At 68.2% G+C, this 18,267-nt stretch carries 12 protein-coding genes and 6 pseudogenes; 13 read left to right on the forward strand and 5 right to left on the reverse strand.

What is annotated here, in order from left to right:
* Nucleotides 1–1,794: 1,794 nt before the first annotated feature.
* The 5 genes from ABTX62_RS32720 (at nucleotide 1,795) to ABTX62_RS32740 (ending at nucleotide 5,836) form a co-directional block, all read left to right on the forward strand.
* On the forward strand, nucleotides 1,795–2,457 hold the full coding sequence (locus tag ABTX62_RS32720) for an HNH endonuclease family protein (protein WP_502998058.1): 663 nt from the start codon (nucleotides 1,795–1,797) through the stop codon (nucleotides 2,455–2,457).
* Nucleotides 2,454–2,738: a hypothetical protein gene (locus ABTX62_RS32725; RefSeq protein WP_352119564.1), complete on the forward strand. Its 285-nt coding sequence runs from the start codon at nucleotides 2,454–2,456 to the stop codon at nucleotides 2,736–2,738. Before ABTX62_RS32720 ends, ABTX62_RS32725 begins: the two co-directional genes overlap by 4 nt.
* 817 nt (nucleotides 2,739–3,555) lie before the next feature.
* A complete protein-coding gene (locus ABTX62_RS32730; protein ID WP_352119565.1) occupies nucleotides 3,556–4,086 on the forward strand; it encodes a SigE family RNA polymerase sigma factor in 531 nt (176 codons plus the stop codon).
* A complete protein-coding gene (locus ABTX62_RS32735; RefSeq protein WP_352119566.1) occupies nucleotides 4,083–5,090 on the forward strand; it encodes a hypothetical protein in 1,008 nt (335 codons plus the stop codon). Before ABTX62_RS32730 ends, ABTX62_RS32735 begins: the two co-directional genes overlap by 4 nt.
* 299 nt (nucleotides 5,091–5,389) lie before the next feature.
* Nucleotides 5,390–5,836, forward strand: a complete 447-nt coding sequence (locus ABTX62_RS32740) for a DUF2690 domain-containing protein (protein WP_352119567.1) — start codon at nucleotides 5,390–5,392, stop codon at nucleotides 5,834–5,836.
* A 166-nt stretch (nucleotides 5,837–6,002) separates the two neighbouring features.
* Here the strand turns inward: ABTX62_RS32740 and ABTX62_RS32745 are convergent.
* Together ABTX62_RS32745 and ABTX62_RS32750 are read right to left on the reverse strand one after the other, a co-directional pair.
* A pseudogene (locus ABTX62_RS32745) lies at nucleotides 6,003–6,222 on the reverse strand (IS701 family transposase); the annotation flags it as partial.
* Nucleotides 6,223–6,380: 158 nt separating this feature from the next.
* Complete coding sequence (locus ABTX62_RS32750; RefSeq protein ID WP_352119568.1) at nucleotides 6,381–6,875, reverse strand: lamin tail domain-containing protein; 495 nt, start codon at nucleotides 6,873–6,875, stop codon at nucleotides 6,381–6,383.
* A gap of 486 nt (nucleotides 6,876–7,361) precedes the next feature.
* Between ABTX62_RS32750 and ABTX62_RS32755 the strand changes: the two are divergent.
* Nucleotides 7,362–8,450, forward strand: a pseudogene (locus ABTX62_RS32755) (IS256 family transposase); the annotation flags it as partial.
* Nucleotides 8,451–8,468: 18 nt separating this feature from the next.
* On the opposite strand, the pseudogene ABTX62_RS38025 reads toward ABTX62_RS32755, so the two are convergent.
* Nucleotides 8,469–8,612: pseudogene (locus tag ABTX62_RS38025) on the reverse strand (IS256 family transposase); the annotation flags it as partial.
* A 476-nt stretch (nucleotides 8,613–9,088) separates the two neighbouring features.
* Here ABTX62_RS38025 and ABTX62_RS32760 point away from each other — a divergent pair.
* Nucleotides 9,089–10,412, forward strand: a pseudogene (locus ABTX62_RS32760) (aldehyde dehydrogenase family protein).
* 201 nt (nucleotides 10,413–10,613) lie between these two features.
* Here the strand turns inward: ABTX62_RS32760 and ABTX62_RS32765 are convergent.
* A complete protein-coding gene (locus tag ABTX62_RS32765; protein WP_352119569.1) occupies nucleotides 10,614–11,192 on the reverse strand; it encodes a hypothetical protein in 579 nt (192 codons plus the stop codon).
* Between the two features lie 769 nt (nucleotides 11,193–11,961).
* Between ABTX62_RS32765 and ABTX62_RS32770 the strand changes: the two genes are divergently transcribed.
* The 3 genes and pseudogenes from ABTX62_RS32770 to rox all read left to right on the forward strand — a co-directional run bounded on the left by ABTX62_RS32770 (nucleotide 11,962) and on the right by rox (nucleotide 14,651).
* Nucleotides 11,962–12,501, forward strand: a complete 540-nt coding sequence (locus ABTX62_RS32770; RefSeq protein WP_352119570.1) for a GNAT family N-acetyltransferase — start codon at nucleotides 11,962–11,964, stop codon at nucleotides 12,499–12,501.
* Nucleotides 12,502–12,554: 53 nt separating this feature from the next.
* Nucleotides 12,555–12,656 (forward strand): annotated as a pseudogene (locus ABTX62_RS32775) (IS5-like element IS4811 family transposase); the annotation flags it as partial.
* Nucleotides 12,657–13,184: 528 nt separating this feature from the next.
* Nucleotides 13,185–14,651 carry a rifampin monooxygenase gene (gene rox, locus ABTX62_RS32780; RefSeq protein WP_352119571.1) on the forward strand — a complete coding sequence of 489 codons (1,467 nt, stop codon included), beginning with the start codon at nucleotides 13,185–13,187 and terminating at the stop codon, nucleotides 14,649–14,651.
* 245 nt (nucleotides 14,652–14,896) lie between these two features.
* Here the strand turns inward: rox and ABTX62_RS32785 are convergent, their stop codons facing one another.
* Complete coding sequence (locus ABTX62_RS32785; protein ID WP_352119572.1) at nucleotides 14,897–15,274, reverse strand: STAS domain-containing protein; 378 nt, start codon at nucleotides 15,272–15,274, stop codon at nucleotides 14,897–14,899.
* A gap of 234 nt (nucleotides 15,275–15,508) precedes the next feature.
* Here ABTX62_RS32785 and ABTX62_RS32790 point away from each other — a divergent pair.
* The 3 genes and pseudogenes from ABTX62_RS32790 to ABTX62_RS32800 all read left to right on the forward strand — a co-directional run bounded on the left by ABTX62_RS32790 (nucleotide 15,509) and on the right by ABTX62_RS32800 (nucleotide 18,103).
* Nucleotides 15,509–16,359: pseudogene (locus ABTX62_RS32790) on the forward strand (IS5 family transposase).
* A 225-nt stretch (nucleotides 16,360–16,584) separates the two neighbouring features.
* Complete coding sequence (locus tag ABTX62_RS32795; RefSeq protein ID WP_352119573.1) at nucleotides 16,585–17,184, forward strand: isochorismatase family protein; 600 nt, start codon at nucleotides 16,585–16,587, stop codon at nucleotides 17,182–17,184.
* Nucleotides 17,185–17,194: 10 nt separating this feature from the next.
* The gene (locus ABTX62_RS32800; protein WP_352119574.1) at nucleotides 17,195–18,103 is read left to right on the forward strand and encodes a GlxA family transcriptional regulator; all 909 of its coding nucleotides are present in this window, start codon (nucleotides 17,195–17,197) and stop codon (nucleotides 18,101–18,103) included.
* Nucleotides 18,104–18,267: the final 164 nt, after the last annotated feature.

An 18,267-nucleotide genomic window follows, 5' to 3' on the forward strand; every position in this document is an offset into this window, starting at 1 on the left:
CCGTAGGCACCGCAGGTCAGGACCTCGCCCTGCCCACAGTTATCCGGGACAGGACATCGCTGAAGGCGGCCCCGTCTCGCTGAACCTGAACCATCTGCTCCCGATGGCCCAGATTCAGCGAGACGCTGCAGGTCACGGTGTCCCGCTGATCTCACGGTGTTGGTGTAGTGCCTCAACCTGAGTGAGACGCGCCCCGCGAGGGCGTCTCACTCAACCTGGACCACCGCAGGTCACGGCCCTGCCGTGGTCCAACTCAACTGAGACCGGTCGCTTGTTGTCCGCGGACAACAAGCGACACCTGGGTGTCCCGTCTCCGTCGACCTGGTCCCCGTCTCTGATGATCTGGTCCTGCTGGGCCAGGTTGGTTGAGATGCCCTGGTCGGCAGCCGGGCGCACGCGGCGCATTCGCAGTTCCGGGACCAGATCGTCTGAGATTCTCGGGCCGCTTCCGTCTCAAGTGATCTGGTCGCCGCAGGTCACAGCCGCGGCTATGGACCAGATCATTCGAGACGGGACACTGGGGCTCAACACCAGGATGGTTCCCCTGCAACGCCCACATTCGGGTGATGTCGAGCGACTATGCGCAGCTACAGGTGTGCTCCCGTGATTCGAAGTACCAAGGCGATCGCCGAAGCAGTCGAGCGGCGGGTCAGCATGGCGACTCAGTGCCGCCACGACTCCCCCTGACACTCCGCCACCTTGTAGGTCAAGGTCGTACGGTGCTCCCTCCGAGGGCAGCGCCGTACGGTCAACCGTCCTCGCCCCGGAGCGCCAGGACCGCGTCGCCAAGGCTGAGCAGGCCGTACGCGCGGCGAGGGCACACACGAGATTCTCTGCGGCGACCCGGTGAGCATGCCAATGAGCAACGCAGGAAGGTTGAGCCGGTGTGGCCATTCAGACTCACACGGGCGGCGCTGTCGGGAAAGCGCTGATCGCGCCCCCGCTCCGTGCCGCTATCAGCGGTGCATGGTCAAAGCTGTGCTGCGCGGGACGAGTAGCGACTCGCGCCACGCCTTCCGGGCTTGCGTCGTGAGCAGTTCCGGTGCGGTCTGCGGCAACAACAACGCCACGGCTTGGTGGTGAAACACGGCTGATTGAGGCGAGTGTGACAGGGCTGGCTCTCCCACGGGCCCATGCGGTGGGAGAGCCAGCCGGACGTATCCCAGGTGAAACGCAGGGCTACGCCCGGGCGCCCGCCCGTGGAAGTTCTCCGATCGGGGCGTCCTTCACACGACCGAGTACATGCCGGAGGGTTCGGCGGCCATCAAGGCCGCCTCGGGCGCGACGAAGGGTCAGCCGCAGTCCCTGCGGTTGATTATCCAGGCAGGGAGTCTGGTCGTTGCTCCGCGCATCGGGCCACCGCCGTCCACGCCCAGCAGCAGGCTGCGATGCCTGAGTTGCTGGAGAGCTGCACCACGCCCGGCGACGTGGGTGGGCATCCCGGAGAACCTCGTACGGTTCGCGGTGTCCAAGCTCGCGGCCGATGCCCACAGACGCGATGCCCACGAGTTCCCCGGGCCGGGTGGCTGACATGGCGGCGGACGCCGAAGTCCGTCAGCAGCTCCATCAGGACGCGCTACTGCCTGGACGGCAGGCAGAGGTGCAGGACATTCGACGCACCGTATGCGCGAGCCGTTCCCGGGGGATGCTCTCGGCGTTGCTGCGTGTGGGCAGAGGTTTTTCTCACCGGCTAGGCTGCGCGCGTACATCCACCGGGCGAGAGGGAATCAGCAGGTCATGGGGCGTCAGCAGTGGTGGTGGGAACGGGGCCTGGTGACCGTGGCCGTACTTGCGATGGCCGGTTGTACGGCCATCGATGATCCGGCGACCCAACCGTCGAGTGATGCCAAGCCCTCTGCCTCACTCTCGGCTGGAGCACCAGGTGGCGAGAGTGACACGGGCACGCTGCCCGGCGTGCCGCCGGCGGAGCAGGCTCGCACCGAGTTGGCGGGCCTGAAGGTGGCGCCGCACGGCTCGATGTCCGGGTACAGCCGGGCCAAGTTCCCCCACTGGGCGGAGCTGGGAGAGAACTGCAGCACCCGCGAGACGGTCCTCGAGCGCGACGGCACCAGCGTCACCCGGGACGACGAATGCCGGGCGGTCTCGGGCCGCTGGGTGAGCGTGTACGAGGACAAGACGTTCACGAACGCGTCGGACCTCGACATCGACCACATGGTGCCGCTGGCGAACGCCTGGCGCTCGGGGGCGAACACGTGGACGCAGGACAAGCGGAAGGCCTTCGCGAACGACCTCACGCACCCGCAGCTGCTGGCCGTCTCCGCAGCGTCGAACCGGTCCAAGGGCGACCAGGGCCCGGACGAATGGCAGCCGCCGTCCAAAACCTACTGGTGCACCTACGCCCGGGCCTGGGTGTCGGTGAAGTCCACCTACGAGCTGTCGGTGACCGAGAACGAGAAGACCACGCTGGCCGACATGCTGGGTACCTGTCCCTCATGAACACACGCCCCCCGCAGCCGGAGCAGCTGGTCAGCGAGGTGAAGGCCGGACCTGGCGGTGCGATGACCGATGAGGTCGGCGTCATCACCGGCGACCTCACTATCGCCACTCGTCCACTGGCCGATGGGCACGCTCACATCGCCATCCAATACACGGACGCAGACGAGTGGTACAGCCTCACCGGCAGCCCCGTCCCGGTGCCTGCGGAGGGCCTGGCGGCCCTGCACGAACAAGTCATGGAACGGGTCCGCCACGGCGACGGCGCCGAAGCCCCCCGCTGAACAACCCACGCGCGACTGCCGGTCTGCGCCAGCACCCCAGCCAGGTACCGGGACGGCCTCAGCGCCTTCGGGGCGGGGCGGCTCCAAGTGCTCGGTGAGTACGGCGTACGCGGTGCCGTCCACGTGCCGTACGTGCGGTTGGTGCGGGCGCCAGACCCGGTACTCGGCAGGACGCACCGAGACGGGGCTCGCCCAGCGTTGCCCCAGTCTTCGGTGGCCGGGGTTGGAGCTGCGTAGCAGCTGGGTTCAGGCTCATGGGCCCGGAGTTGGCATGCGGTTGCCCCGCTCGCGGTGGAGGAATACTGCCTTGCCCGTCTCAGCGACGGCCCCCAGCCAGTGGCTGAGGTGGGCTGGGCAGCCGGCCCGGGGCCGGGTCTGGCCGGTTAATACTCCAGTCCGGTTTCGTGATCTATCCAGCAGGTTCCTCGAGGGACCGCCGTCAGTAGTGGCTGCGGCCGGCTGTTGCCTGTCGGCTGCCGAGGCAGCCGGGCCCGGCGCTGGCACTGCCGCACCGCCATGAGGGCGCGGACGGAGTTCCGCGTCAGCAACAGCCGAGGACTGCAGAACTCGTTGCCCGCCGGGCCGGCCGGGACGCGGGGGGCCGACGCCGTCGGGGAGCGTCCCCGCCGCGGTCCCCGCCCGGCACCAACCGCCCAGAGGGCAGCCGCAGCACCCCCAAGAGTTCGGCGCCCGGGCCCACCCGGCCCACTCGGCGCCGTTCCCGGCATCCTCTCCATGCCGTCATTCGAACGGTTCCCGAACTCACGGGCAACTGATTCCGCCCCAGTGGTGGTCTGGAGGGCGAGGAGGGTGCTTGATGCAGGCCGAACTTGAGGGCCAGTTCCAAGATTTCGTCAGGGCGCGATGGTCCCGGCTCGTCCGGACCGCCTACCTGCTCACGGGCGACGTCCACCACGCGGAGGACCTGACACAGACGGCGCTGGCGAAGGCGTACCGGTCGTGGCGGCGCATCGCGCGCAGCAACAACCCGGAGGCCTACGTCCGGCGGATGCTGGTCAGCTGCAACAGCGACCGGTTCCGCAAGCGGCGGGTGACGGAGGCGCTGACCGCGTACCCGCCAGAGAGGGCGGGCGGGGACGAGGCCGTCGGGCGGGTGGAGGAGCGTGGCTCCCTGCTCGCCGGGCTGGCTCTGCTGCCCGCGAGACAGCGGGCGGTGGTGGTCCTGCGGTACTGGGAGGACCTGTCGGAGGCGGAGGTGGCCGAGGTGCTCGGATGCTCCCCCGGAACGGTCAAGAGCCAGGCCTCGAAAGGGCTGGCAAAGCTGCGCGGCTATCCGGGGCTGGTGCGCGAGGACCGCACGGTGTCCGGACTGGGAGGTGGAAGGTGAACCAAGAGGCACATGAGGCGGACAACGAGGCCGGTGAGGCTCGTGAGGCGCACAACGGGGCTGGCGGGGCTGGCGGGGCCGACGGGGTGCGTACGGCGCACGAGGCCGATGACCAGCGGGACTTCGAGGAACTGGTGAGGGAACTGATGACGGACGACGCTTACACCATCCGGCCGTCGCCCGCGCCGTACCCGGCGATCCGCCGGCAGGGCGTGTCGGAACGGCGGCGGCGGGTCGCGGCGATCGGGGCGGCACTGGCGGCGGTGGTCGCGGTGCCGGCGGGGGCGTACGCCGTGGTCGGGGGGAACGGGGGAGGGGGCGCTGACACGGCGACGCCGATGTCGTCGGTCAGCGCCACCGCGTCGACTTCCGGGTCGACGACCACCTCCGGACCTCAACCGCCCGCTTCCGAGAAGCAGTTGTTCGACGGCATCACATTCGCCCAGGCATCGGACGCGCTGCAGCAATGCCTCGACCAGGAGCACGTGGGGAGCGCGGTCGGCGCGGACCTGGCAAAGGCCGACAGCTACCGGATCATCCTGGCGGTGAAGAGCACGGGCGTCTTCAACGCCCCCGGCGACGGCATCCGCGTCGTCGGCGTGGCGGAGCGGCCGGAGGGCTTCCGGGTGGTCTGCAACGTGAGGAAGGGCGGGACCGCCGGCATCAGCACCAGTTCGAAGGACGCCTACGGGACGGGCGCCGGTCCGATCGTGCCAGACGCGAACGCGGGTGACCTGTACCAGCAGTCGTCGATCGACAAGGGCAAGTGGAAGCTGCCTTTCCGCTGGGGCGTGATCGGCATGGTTGACCCGTCCGTGGCCAAGGTGACCGTCGACTACGGCGACGGCAGCGCCACGGCCGCCCTGGACCACGGCTGGTTCGTCGCTTCCGGCGTCCTGAACCAGCAGGTGACGAAGACCCCGCACATCAAGGGCTTCGACGCCGCTGGCAAGCTGGTCTACGACTCGGACACGGACAAAACGTACGACAAGACCCTGCCGTAGGGCGTTAGCCAGTGCTGCGCTGCCCAAACCCGGCTGGCCAGCGGACTGGCCTGTCCCCGGATCAGAGATCAGCGGGTGGCAGATGTGGAGGCCTCTGCGCCCACCGATCGGCAAACCGACACAGAACCGGGCCACGCCTTCTCGACGCCAGAATCAACTGGCCGCCCTTCAAACCAAGTTGCTAGCTCAACCACCAGTGGCCATGCGGACATGAGCTTTCACAGGCGCGCTCACAAACGCCCGTACCACGCGCCTGGACGTATGGCTGAGCCGTTTCCCATGTCATCCAGGAGGATTCCATGCGCTCACGCACCCTGCTCACACGTTCCGCCGTGACGATGCTCTTCGTCTCCGCGGCCACCATCGGCACGACCTCTCCCGCCAGCGCTGCCACCTGCTCGGGCTCGGCCTGCGACGGCAAGAACCCCAGCACCTACTGCCAGTCCGACGCCAGGACGGTGCAGAGCGTGAAGCTGGGCCAAGCACTGCTCGAGCTGCGGTACAGCCCCTCGTGCCGCGCAGCGTGGGGCCGGATCAGTAATGCCTCGTACGACACCCGTGACCAGTTCACACCGTATGCGACCGTCCATCGCAACAGCGACGGCCGCGAGTACACCTGCTGGGTGAGCACCACCGGTTCGTCCTGTTACACCGCGATGGTCAACGACGCCAATGTCACTTCGTACGCGCACGGAATGTGGGACAGCGGTGTCTACGTCTACGAGGGACGCACCGCCTCCTACTAGTTTTCCTCGTCGAGACTCCTGCCCTTGGTCTGGTCGTGCCAGAGCACCGGCTGGCCGTTGATCCGGCCGGCGCACTGGTGCTGTTGCCGGTGAGCACGTTAACCGTCGTCGTCGCTCTCCACCACCGGCAGCCGGAGTGGCGATCGCTGTCGGCGCCATCGGCTTCACCCTGCTCAACGAGCTGATGGGCGGCGTAGAGGCGCAGGTCGTCGCGGACCGCCTCGGCGTCCCAGCAGGCGTTGCATCGGCCCGGGCCGGGCAAGGCCGCCTTGTTCGGCCAGCTGCCAGCAGTTCTTCCGTTCGACGCTCGACAGGAGTCCGAGCAGGTAGGCGCGGGCCGCAGCCCGGGGTTCAACTCGCCGGAACCGGCCCGCGATCCGGACTATGACCTGGTCGAACATCGCCCACCAGTAGGCAGGGTCCACGCTATGGCCTGCGGCCACCGCACGATCTTCAGGAGTCCACACAACCCCCGGTGATCACGCGGTGGCCGTACCCGTTCCCAGCCGGGTCCGCGACAAGATCGCGAAGTCAGACTGGAGTATTAACCGTGGAACTTGATGTAGCCGTTGCGGTCGGGATCGTCGTTGCTCTTGGTGTAGGCGTGGACATCGGCGCGGCTGCCTGAGGGCTTGTACAGGTAGATGGTGTCCTTGTCGTTGTTCCACAGGAAGTTGCAGTTGTCGCGGTAGACGACGTTGTGGGTGTCGGAGTCGGTGCCGTGGCCGCCGCGCAGCTTCACATAGTCGCCGGGCTGCAGGTAGTGGTTGGCTGTGAAGGCGAAGCGGTTACCGGTGGCGTCCTTGACGACGTAGCCCTTGAGGTTGATCGTCGAGCGGGACGAGTAGTTCTTCACCGTCAGGTACTCCTCGCGGGTGTTGCCCGAGGAGCAGCTGTTGGAGTCCCGGCCCGGCGCGTCGTACTGGACTGCGCGGATCTTCAACGCGGAGCTGTACTCGGCGGCGTGTGCGGGGACGAAGGACAGGGCGGTCAGTGCGCCGACGGCAACAGCGGCAGCCGTGACGAGGTTCTTGCGCAAGAGCGGGCTCCCGATGGGTTGAGCGGGTGGTGTCGCCTGTGCAGGACATGCACCCGGGTCCGGCGGTTGCGCAGATATGAGGACCTTCACCCGTTCGAAGGACGCAGAGGCACGCTGCCCGCGGCGGTGGAGGCCCGGCCTCCGGACCACGCCGCCGACCCAAACGGCCGCTCGGAACCTAGCTCGGCAAGATCAGCAATCATGACTGTCCGCCCCTGCCACCTGCACGGATGGGACTTCCTTGGCGTCTCATCCTCCGCCGAACTCAGGTGAGACGGTCGTGTCCCTGGTCGTGGTGTAGCCGATCACGGTCCGTCGCTTCCGCTTTGGAACCGTCCGGTACGTGCCGCTGCCAGCCGTCGTGCGATCACTGCTGGTCCCGGCCCGGCGAGCCTCAACAGGGCCTCCGGCGAGGGCGATTCGGGCCGCGACCTGGGGATTCCGTCAGCTTGATCGGCTACACCACTCTGCGGGACGCCATCCAGGATCGGCGCTGAGTGGGGCGAACGCACCGACACCCGCACCGCCCACCGCAACGGGCACCGGGAGAAGACCGTGACCACGCAGGCCGGAGACCTGGAACTCGCCATCCCGAAGCTGCGGGCCGGGAGCTTCTTCCCCAGCCTGCTGGAACGCCGGCGCCGCATCGACCAGGCCCTCTACACGGTCGTCATGGAGGCCTACGTCTACGGCGTCTCCACCCGTTCCGTCGACGACCTGGTCAAAGCCCTCGGCTCAGACACCGGCATATCGAAGAGCGAGGTGTCGAGGATCTGTGCCGGCCCCGACGAACAGCTCGACGCGTTCCGGACCCGGCCCCTCGATCACATCCGGTTCCCCTATCTCTTCCTCGACGCCACCTACGTCAAGGCACGCCTCAACCACCAGATCGTCTCCCAGGCCGTCGTCATCGCCACCGGCGTCACCGAGGACGGAGGACGCGAAGTCCCCGGCGTCATGGTCGGCGACAGCGAAACCGAGGCCTTCTGGACCCAGTTCCTGCGCTCGCTGCGGGAACGCGGCCTGAGCGGCGTCCGTCTCGTCATCTCCGACAGCCACAGCGGCCTCGTCAAAGCCATCCGCAAAGTCATGATCGGGGCAGCCTGGCAGCGCTGCCGCGTTCACTTCGTGCGCAACGTCTTCTCCGTGATTCCGAAGGGATCCGCGGAGATGGTCGCCGCGACGATCCGCACCGTCTTCGCCCAGCCCACCGCCGAAGCGGTCCGGGCCTAGCTCGACACCGTCGCGGACATGCTCGGCCGACAGTTCCCCAAGGTCAGAGACATGCTCCTCGATGCCAAGGAGGACCTGACCGCATTCGCGGACTTCCCCCATCAGCACTGGAAGAAGATCCAGTCGACCAACCCGCTTGAACGGCTGAACCGGGAGATCAAACGCCGTTCCGACGTCGTCCAGGTCTTCCCGAACACCGACGCCGTGAACCGCCTGGCCACCGCCGTCCTCGTCGAGCTCCACGACGAGTGGATCGCGTTCCCCCGCCGCTACCTCTCCATCGAGAGCATGGACACCCTCTATCCGGACGACACCACGTGCCTGCCCGGCACTGCCGAGTGATCAGCTACACCACCACAGGGGACATGACCCGATCCTGGCGGTGGCCTCGGCCTCGATCAGTTCCTGCAGCAGCCGCTCGGCGACTTCGCGGACAAGTTCAAGACCATCTGCCGAACGTAGTGACTCAAGCAGGCGAAGTAGGTCATGCTGGGACAAGGCCACCGGGCACCCCCTTGGACTGAACTGGCCGTTCACCAAGGACAGTTGCACGGTGGCCTGCCCCGTTTTCAGGGAGCATTCACCGGCAGTCGATGCACGCGAGGGCACGGAAGCGGCGCACTTTGCCAGCCAAGATCAGCTACACCACGCCGTGGGACGCCATCGCGTACCGACCCCGAAGACCTAGGAAGGGCAGTCCGTTGTACGAAGGCGTGGATGACCGAGGCCGACCGGGCCGGGCTCCTGGCGCAGGCCGGAGAACTCGCGGAGCTCGGTTTCCCCAAGGCGGCGGAACAGACGCTGCTGCGCGCTTCTACACCTACGCGGATCCGCGTGCCGGTGATCAGCCGGCCGGCCCGTGAGCCTCGTCACGAAGACGTATCGACGGGACGCAAGGGAGCAGGAGAAAGGTTGGCATATACATCTGATCGATATTCAGCGCCGGGCGGACACGACCCGGCGCTCACCGGAGAGACGCCATGAGCCACCCCACACCCGAGAAGCCCGCCGACGTCGTGGCCCGGCTGCGCGCCACCTTCCGTACGGGACGCACCAAGCCGCTCGCATGGCGCACCGGCCAGCTGCGCCGCATGCGGGCGATGCTCACCGAGCGCGGTGCCGACCTCGCCGCCGCCCTCCACGCCGACCTCGGCAAGAGCAGCACCGAGGCCTACCGCACCGAGATCGACTTCACCATCCGGGAGATCGACCACACCCTGGACCACCTCGAGGGGTGGCTGCGCCCCGAGCCCGCTCCCGTCCCCGCGCACCTGGGCGCCGACGCGAGCGCCTGGACGCGGTACGACCCCCTTGGCGTCGTGCTCGTCATCGCCCCGTGGAACTACCCGGCCCAGTTGCTGCTCGCCCCGGTGGTCGGCGCGCTCGCCTCCGGGAACGCGGTCGTGGCCAAGCCGAGCGAGCTGGCCCCGGCCACCTCCGCCGCGCTGGCCGAGCTCCTCCCGGCCTACCTCGACACCGAAGCGGTCGCCGTGGTCGAGGGCGGCGTCCCGGAGACCACCGCCCTGCTGGCGGAGCGGTTCGACCACGTCTTCTATACCGGCAACGGCACCGTCGGCCGCATCGTGATGCGCGCCGCAGCCGAGCACCTCACCCCGGTCACCCTGGAACTCGGTGGCAAGTCCCCGGTGTTCGTCGACCGCGACATCGACCTCGACGTGGTCGCCGACCGGCTGGCCCGCGGCAAGTTCATCAACGCCGGGCAGACCTGCGTGGCACCCGACTACGTCCTCACCACCCCGGAGACCGCAGCCGCACTGGAGACTGCCCTCGTCCGCGCCATCGACGCCCTGTACGGGGCGGACCCCGCCGCCTCGCCGGAATACGGCCGGATCATCAACGAGCGGCATTTCGACCGGCTGTCCGCCCTGCTCGACTCCGGCCGTGTCGTGACCGGCGGCGGCAGCGACCGCACCGGCAAGTACATCGTGCCCACGGTGCTCGCGGACGTCGACCCGAAGTCTCCCGTGATGCAGGAGGAGATCTTCGGGCCGATCCTGCCCCTCGTCACCGTGTCCGGCCTCGACGAGGCGATCGACTTCATCAACGACCGTGACAAGCCCCTCGCGCTGTACGTCTTCAGCGAGTCCGGCGAGACCCGCGACAGGATCGCCGCGGAGACCTCCTCCGGCGGCCTGGGATACGGCCTGCCGCTCGCCCATCTCGCCGTCTCCGACCTGCCGTTTGGCGGGGGTGGGGGAGAGCGGCATGGGCAACTACCACGGCAGGTACTCCATCGAGACGTTCAGCCACCGCAAGGCGGTCCTGGACAAGCCGCTGAGCTGACTTTGTCATCGGGCGCGCACCGCATCGCCATCGCCGCTCGTGAACGATCCCGGCGTTGCCCTGCCCCGCTGCCCCGCCTCGCCATGCTCGTCCTGCCGACGGTACGGGAGAGGCGGGGCACTCGGACAGGCGGCGGGCACGGCCTTCGGCCTGGACCCGTGTACGGTCTTTCCGGCCGGTCGGCCGCCGCCATGGCCGGCTTTAGGAGTAGGTCATCGGGCAGCCGTACCGCAGGGAGTACTGCGCGGCGCGCAGGTAGAGCGCTACGTAGAAGGCCGCGTCCCGGTCCTCGGTCCACGGTCCCGGCCGCACCCGGGCGGTCCGCTCCGCCCCGCCCTCCAGGAACCACAGGCTCAGTGCGAGGTTCTCGCCCGCCGGTATCGCGTCCACGGGCAGGCCGACGGCACCGGCCAGCCGCTCGGCCAAGGCGAGCACCCGCGGGGCGCCGGCGACCGCTGTCTCCTCGCCGGAGTACGCGGTGCCGACGGGGAGGACGATCTCGTCCTCCAGCGGGAGGGGCACCAGCACGCTCCAGTCGAGGAGGGCCGACAGCTCCGCGTCGGTCAGCCGCGTCCTGCACAGCGCCACGAAGCCGTCCATGGACGGGCTGACCTTCTCCTCGAACCAGCCCGGCGCCTCCCGTGCGGCCTGCCGCAGCTCGTAAGGGGGCAGCCCGCGCCTCTCCAGCTCGGTGTTCAGCGCGGCGGCGACGTCCCCGTACCCGTCCTCCCCTGGCTGCGACCAGTCCTGCGCGGTGACACTCACCAGATAGATACCCATGATCGCAACGTACCGGCCGCCACCGACAACGCCCCTACCCCTCGTGACAAACCCCGAACCGACGGCTTGCAGGCGTCGGTGAGCCGCTTGAAGACCACAGCCTCCAACCCGACCGATTCCCTAATCCGGGGTGTAGGCGGCTCGGTCCGGTCTTCGCAAGGGGCTGGGTGAGCGGTCGACAACGGGCAGCGGAACGCCTTCGGCCCTCATGGTCCTGGAGACCCGCTCTGAGACTGGCGCCGCTGTCCACCGGTGGGATCCGTGGCGGTGTCGTGGGCGTCGGGCAACGCCTGATGTCAGCCTGCCCGAGAGGCCTTCGCCTAGACTAGAGCGGCGAGACCCGGCGCCTACGCCACGGCCACGGCCCCCACCACCGTCCGCACCTCGCGGTGATGACGCGGGCGCCGGGCTGATGCCTTCGTTTCCCCTGGTCTTCGAGACCTCTGTCAAGAGCGGCACAGCCCGGCGCCTCCGTGACCACCGTGAAACTCCCGGCGGCCGGCCGGACGTTGATCCTCACGGCACGAGCCCGCCCCAGGGTCGACCTCTTGTTTTATCCGCGAGCCCGACGAGCTCTGCAGACAGACCGAGCCTCTGGGGTGCGCTGGTGTCGCGAACGGCTACTGAGATGGCGGATCGGAAAGGTTCGCCGGGGCGGTGGTCGCTTCGTCAGGCTTGGGGCCAGCCGTCCATTCTCCTTTTGAGCGGCGGTAGCAGTCCCGAAGAAAATGGATTGCCTTGGGGGCAGCGCTCACGTTGGCTGGGCAGCATGGCTGAACTGCGTACCGATCGCCTCGTGCTCCGTCGATGGCAAGACTCCGACCTTGAACCGTGGGCGGCGATGAATGCTGATCCCGTGGTTCGGGAGCATTTGGGCGACCTGCTCACCCGTGAACAGAGCGATGCCTCTGTGGCGCAGTTCCAGGCCGAGTTCGACCAGCGGGGCTACGGATGGTGGGCAGTTCAATTGCAGGCCACGGGCGCGTTCATCGGCTTCGCGGGCTTGGACCAGGTGGATGATGGCATGCCGTTCACGGGGGTTGAGATCGGTTGGAGGCTCGCTCGCTCGGCCTGGGGCCAGGGTTACGCCACCGAGGCCGCCTTGGCTGGCCTGGCCTTCGGCTTCGAAACGCTTGAACTACCCGAGATCCTTGCAGTGACAACTGCTACCAACCTCCGTTCACAGGCAGTGATGCGCCGGATCGGCATGACCCGCGACCCTGCTGACGATTTCGACGACCCCGCCGCGCCCGAAGGGCCACTGCGTCCGAACGTGCTGTACCGAATCGCGCGTGGTGTGCGGGTCTGACGCCATCGGCTCGGTCGCTTGGTCAGGCTGCGGCGGGGAGAGGGCGTCCGCCCCAGCACTCCGAAGCCCACCTGAACTGGGCACTCATCACTGTGATGACCAAGCGCCTCACCCGCAAGAGCCCCCGCACCAGTCAGTGGACGAGGAAGCCCAAGCCCCGCTGACACCGTGGACACGACGCCCTTGATCAGCTCCGACGCCAAAAGCCGTGGGGATCGCGACCTGGGCGGAAACCTGAGGCGTCCGCCAACTGAGCAGCATCGCGGTTGGCCCGACATGGTGGCGATCATGCGCAGTCGACGACGGTCGAGTCGACCTTGCTGAAGAGGGTGGACCTCGCGGTCCGCGGTTGCATCCCGTAGGTCTCCTGGACCGGTGGTATCGCCGTAGGCGGCGCGTCACGGCATCGGGAGGAGCGTGTCCGTCCACACCGACGGCAAAAGGCAAAGGCAAGGAGGTTACCCGCTCCTTGCCACTCTCAACGTATAGCGCACCGGGGGCCTTGCGGCAAGACCCGGGTTGTGCTGCAGAATCTCCGGCCGAGGCCAGAACCTGCGGAAATCGTGGATTCACGAAGTACGTGTGTTCTTGCTGATCTCTGGGTCTCGCGGGACGTGAAACCACCGGTGGGACTCGCGGTGCGGTTGCGGGCACCGGCGCAACCTTGTTCAGTGGGGGATTTGATGATTGACGTGATCGTGGTCGGCGCCGGACCGACCGGTTTGATGCTGGCCAGCGAGTTGCGGTTGCACGGCGTGCGTGTGCTCGTGCTGGAGAAGGAGGCGCAGCCGGCCAGCTATGTCCGCGCAACCGGCCTGCACGTGCGCAGCATCGAGGTGATGGACCAGCGCGGTCTGCTGGAGCGGTTCCTCGCGCACGGCCAGCAGTACAAGGTCGGCGGTTTCTTCGCCGCCCTCGACAAGCCCTGGCCCGACCGGCTGGACACCGCGCATGGGTATGTCCTCGGCATCCCGCAGACCACCACTGACCGCCTGCTGGCCGAGCGCCCCACCGAGCTCGGCGCCGAGATCCGCCGCGGCTGCGCACTGGTCGGGCTGAACCAGGACGAGCACGGGGTGACCGTCGAACTGGCCAATGGGGGTACCCCCGCCAGTGAGGGCGTAGCCGGCGGGGGAGGCACGCGGCTGCGCTCGCGCTACCTCGTCGGCTGCGACGGTGGCCGCAGCACGGTGCGCAAGCTGCTCGGCGTCGGCTTCCCCGGCGAGCCCACCAGGGTCGATACACTGCTGGGCGAGATGGAGGTGGCCGTGCCGCCGGAGACGCTGGCCGCCGTGGTGGCCGAAGTCCGCAAGACCCAGAAGCGGTTCGGCGCCGGGCCGGTCGGGGACGGGGTGTACCGCGTCGTCGTGCCCGCCGAGGGGGTGGCCGAGGACCGTACCGTCCCGCCGACCCTTGAGGAGTTCAAGCAGCAGTTGCGGGACTTCGCCGGCACCGACTTCGGCGTGCACTCGCCACGCTGGCTCTCCCGGTTCGGCGACGCCACCCGGCAGGCCGAGCGCTACCGCGTCGGCCGGATACTGCTGGCCGGCGACGCGGCGCACATCCACCCGCCAACCGGCGGACAAGGCCTCAACCTCGGCATCCAGGACGCGTTCAACCTCGGCTGGAAACTGGCCGCCGAGGTCGGCGGCTGGGGACCGCAGGGGTTGCTGGACAGCTACCACACCGAACGGCACCCGGTGGCCGCCGACGTGCTGGACAACACCCGCGCACAGATGGAGCTGATGTCTACCGCGCCGGGTCCCCGGGCGGTGCGCCGGCTGGTGTCGGAACTGATGGACTTCGAGGAGGTGAACCGGTACCTGATCGAGAAGATCATCGCGGTCGGGGTCCGCTACGACTTCGGCGAGGGGCATCATCTGCTCGGTCGGCGGATGCGGGACGTGGCCCTGAAGCGTGGGCGCCTCTATGAGTTGATGCACGGCGGCCGCGGAATGCTGCTCGACCAGACCGGACGGCTCTCGGTCGCCGGGTGGGCAGACCGGGTCGACCACGTCGTCGACGTCAGCGAGGAACTGGACGTGCCCGCGGTGCTGCTACGACCGGACGGCCACGTGGCGTGGGTCGGTGAAGATCAGCAGGACCTGATCAGCCACCTGCCCAGGTGGTTCGGCGCGACCGCCAACTGAGGGCTGAGTGCCAGGCACCAGGCCGGGCCAACCACACTGCTCAGTGCGGCCAACTCAAGTGCTAAATAGCCCAGCTGAATCCCTCACGCTCTGTGTACGACGGGTGTGCGGGCCCCGCGACAGGAAAGGCAGCCTGGGTTTCGCGGCCACGGCGGTGCGCAGGTTCCTCGGGGCTGGAGGGGGCGCTCCGGCCTCAGGCCGCGCCTGGCGGACGTCAGTGCTGCCAAGGCGGCCGGAGAGGCTGGTCAGTTGGTGAGTGCCTCACGCAGGGTGGGGCGGGAGTCGATGAGGGCGTCGACACCGACGATCTGCAGGGTGCGCATCACGGATCCGGCGGGGCCGGCCAGGCGGAGCCAACCGCCGGCCGCGGTGACAGCCTGGTGGGCGGCGATGAGGGTGTTGATGCCGCTGGAGTCCATGAAGGTGACCTGGTGCATGTCGATGACGATGCGGGGCCGGGGGAGGCTGGGGGCTTGCAGGGCCTGGCGGAGGGGTTCGATGGTGTCGTGGTCGATTTCGCCGGCCGCGGTGATCACGCGGATGCCGTCGGTGGCGGTGATCATGACCGACAGCTGGCCCGGCTGCGCACCTCTTTGGGTGTCCGCCATCTCTCTATCAGCCATGTGGGTGATACTGGCACATCAAGACCTTCACCAGCAGTGCTGCCCTGCACCGTGCGGGTAATGCCTTCCTATCGGAGGCGTAAAGCGTGTACCCCGCATGCGCGGGTACGCGCGGGGGGTGAACGGGGTATTAGAGCGTCCGCCAGTAGGTGCTGAACTGAGTGGTGGTGGCAGGGGTAGACACGGTTCGCCCGATCATGGAGTTCTCTACGCTTCGTGATCATCGGGGGATCCGTGCCTGCCGTCCCATCATGCGTTCTCGACCCGATCCGTGACGAGTTCCTCGCGCTGCTGCCCACGCGTGAGGACCGCCATCCGTGGGGCTGCCACAACCCGCGCATCAGTGACACGGTGGTCTTCGACCGCCTGGTGCAGGTCCTGGTCTTCGGCTGCGGATATGAGCGGGCGGCCGACAGTTCCTGCTCCGCCACCACCCTGCGCCGCCGCCGCGATGAGTGGATCGCGGCTGGGGTGATGGAGACCCTGAGGCTGCTCGTGCTGTCCGCCTACGACCGGATGATCGGCCTGGAACTCGACCAGCTGTCCGCCGACGGCTGCATCACCAAGGCCCCCTCCGGCGGCGAGTGCGCTGGCAAGAGCCCCGTCGACCGAGCGAAACAAGGCATCAAACGCTCGCAGTTGACGGACGGGAACGGCATACCGCTGGTCACCGACCAGGCGCCGGCCAACACCCGCGACCACACGCTGCTGCCCGCCACCCTCGACCGCTTCGCCGACCTGGAAGCTGCCCTGGGGCCCCTGCCCGAGCACCCGCGCCTGAGCCTGGACGCCGGGTATGACTACGGCATGGTCCACCAGGACCTGGAAGCCCGAGGGATCTTTGGTCAGATCGCCGAGCGCGGCGCGAAGACCTCCATCCAAACTGGTGGACGGTGGGTGGTGGAGCGCACGAACTCCTGGATGAACAACTTCGGCAAGCACCGCCGCTGTACCGAGCGACGAAGAGCCCCAGTCGAGTTCTTCATCGCCCTGGCCAGCACCATCATCACCGTCCGCTGCATGCTCCGACGCGCCTGGACCCTCTACCGCTGGGACTCCGCCCACGAAACCCTCGCATTCGATGACCTGCTCGCGGACGCCCTAATGTCACTGTCCAGAGGCGCGAGGCTGTGCTTGATCAACTGCGTGCGGGAAGCGGGAGGGCAGGCAGCTGCCCACCGATCTCGCGCAGTTCCCCTCGGCCCTGCTGTGGTTGCTCAACTGCCTGACCTACTACTGACCGGATCGGTCCGCTGCCGGACCCGATGCGGCCTGTTGCCGCCCGGCCAGCGCGGCTCAGGCTTGGGGACATGACCCGAGCACTGATCGTCATCGATGTCCAGGAGTCCTTCCGCGCCCGTCCGCTGTGGGAAACCACCTCCGACCTGAAGATCGCCGACCAGGTGAACCGCCTGGTCCGGCTCTCCCGCCAAGCCGGGGACCTGGTGGTGTGGGTACTGCACTCCGAGCCCGGCACCGGCGATGTATTCGACCCCGCCCTCGGCCATGTCCGGCTGATGGAGGAGCTGGAGCGAGCGGATGGGGAGCCGCTGATCCACAAGACCTCACACAACGCCTTCACCACCACCAACCTGCAACAACTCCTCACCGAGTGCGGCATCCACGAACTCACCGTCTGCGGCATCCGCACCGAGCAGTGCGTGGAGACCACCACCCGCGTCGCCAGCGACCTCGGCTACCGGGTCACCTTTGCCGTCGACGCGACCGCGACCAATCCCATCCCGCACCGCGACGCTCCCGCCGACCAGAGCGTCGCCGAGCTGCTGGCCGACCCCCGCACGCTGCCTGCCGAAGAGGTCATCAGGCGCACCGAGTACGCCCTCGCCGGACGCTTCGCCACCATCGCGACGGTCGACCAGCTGGAGGCCGCAGCAGGATTTCCGGCATGATGACCGAATCGTGAGCCACATCGTCTTCTTCCTGGTGCCCGGAGTTCACTTGCTGGACCTGGCCGGCCCCGCGCAGGTCTTCTCCACGGCCGCCGACTTCGGGCATCCCTACGTACTTGCCTACGTCGCCGAGCAGCCACAGGTCTCCACCGCCCAGGGGCTGCCGCTGGTGGCCGGACTCGACTGGCCCGAGCTCGGGCCCGAAGATCTGATCGTGGTGCCCGGCTGGCGGACAGTCCCCCTGGCCGACGCCCCCGCCATCGGCGCCGCCTCCCTGCGGGTCCTCCGGGACCATCACGCCAGGGGCGGGACGGTGGCCAGCGTCTGCGCCGGAGCCGAGGCGCTCGGCCAGGCCGGCCTGCTCGACGGCCGCCACTGCACCACCCACCACGACGTGCAGGACGAGCTGGCCCTGCGCCACCCCAGGGCGGTGGTCGTCCGCGACGTCCTGTTCACCGCCGACGACCGGGTAATCACCTCGGCCGGCATCGCCAGCGGCATCGATCTGGCCCTGCACCTGGTCGCGACCCGGCACGGCCCGGCCGTCGCCGCCCAGGTGGCCCGGGACATGGTCGTCTACGCTCGCCGCAACGGCCATGAGCCGCAGTCCAGCGCGATGCTCCGACACCGGTCCCACCTCGACGACACCGTGCACCGCGCCCAGGACCTCATCGACGCCCGCTTCGACCAATCGCTCCCGCTGCCCACCCTGGCCTCGGCCGTCGGCGTGAGCGAACGCACCCTCACCCGCCTCTTCAGCCGCGTCACCGGACTCACCCCACTGCGGTACCAGCAGACCCTGCGCCTCGAACGCGCCCAACACTTGATCAGCCATGGCGCGACGATCGATGCCGCCGCCCGCTCAGTCGGTTTCGAGGACCCACGCATGCTGCGCCGCCTCCGCGCCCGCACGGCCTGACTGCGTCAGGTAATCGAACGCCCCTGGAAGGCAATTGACTCCCGTGCCTACCTACTGGTGGAGCCTCTTAGAGCTCGTAACACGATCTTGTTGAGGTGTCCTGGTCGGGCGTGACCGGCTGGTTGATTTGGCCGTTCGTGATGGTGTGAGTACTCGGCCGTGGA

Origin of the sequence: Streptomyces sp. NPDC096046, from assembly GCF_040303285.1 — a bacterium.
Classification (GTDB): domain Bacteria; phylum Actinomycetota; class Actinomycetes; order Streptomycetales; family Streptomycetaceae; genus Streptomyces.

What these genes read in the sequence shown, in the direction of transcription:
- ABTX62_RS32720 (WP_502998058.1), top strand. Translation starts at nt 1,795, where the DNA reads ATGGCCGGTTGTACGGCCATCGATGATCCGGCGACCCAACCGTCGAGT.
- ABTX62_RS32725 (WP_352119564.1), top strand. Translation starts at nt 2,454, where the DNA reads ATGAACACACGCCCCCCGCAGCCGGAGCAGCTGGTCAGCGAGGTGAAG.
- ABTX62_RS32730 (WP_352119565.1), top strand. Translation starts at nt 3,556, where the DNA reads ATGCAGGCCGAACTTGAGGGCCAGTTCCAAGATTTCGTCAGGGCGCGA.
- ABTX62_RS32740 (WP_352119567.1), top strand. Translation starts at nt 5,390, where the DNA reads ATGCGCTCACGCACCCTGCTCACACGTTCCGCCGTGACGATGCTCTTC.
- ABTX62_RS32765 (WP_352119569.1), bottom strand. Translation starts at nt 11,192, where the DNA reads ATGGGTATCTATCTGGTGAGTGTCACCGCGCAGGACTGGTCGCAGCCA.
- ABTX62_RS32770 (WP_352119570.1), top strand. Translation starts at nt 11,962, where the DNA reads ATGGCTGAACTGCGTACCGATCGCCTCGTGCTCCGTCGATGGCAAGAC.
- rox (WP_352119571.1), top strand. Translation starts at nt 13,185, where the DNA reads ATGATTGACGTGATCGTGGTCGGCGCCGGACCGACCGGTTTGATGCTG.
- ABTX62_RS32785 (WP_352119572.1), bottom strand. Translation starts at nt 15,274, where the DNA reads ATGGCTGATAGAGAGATGGCGGACACCCAAAGAGGTGCGCAGCCGGGC.
- ABTX62_RS32795 (WP_352119573.1), top strand. Translation starts at nt 16,585, where the DNA reads ATGACCCGAGCACTGATCGTCATCGATGTCCAGGAGTCCTTCCGCGCC.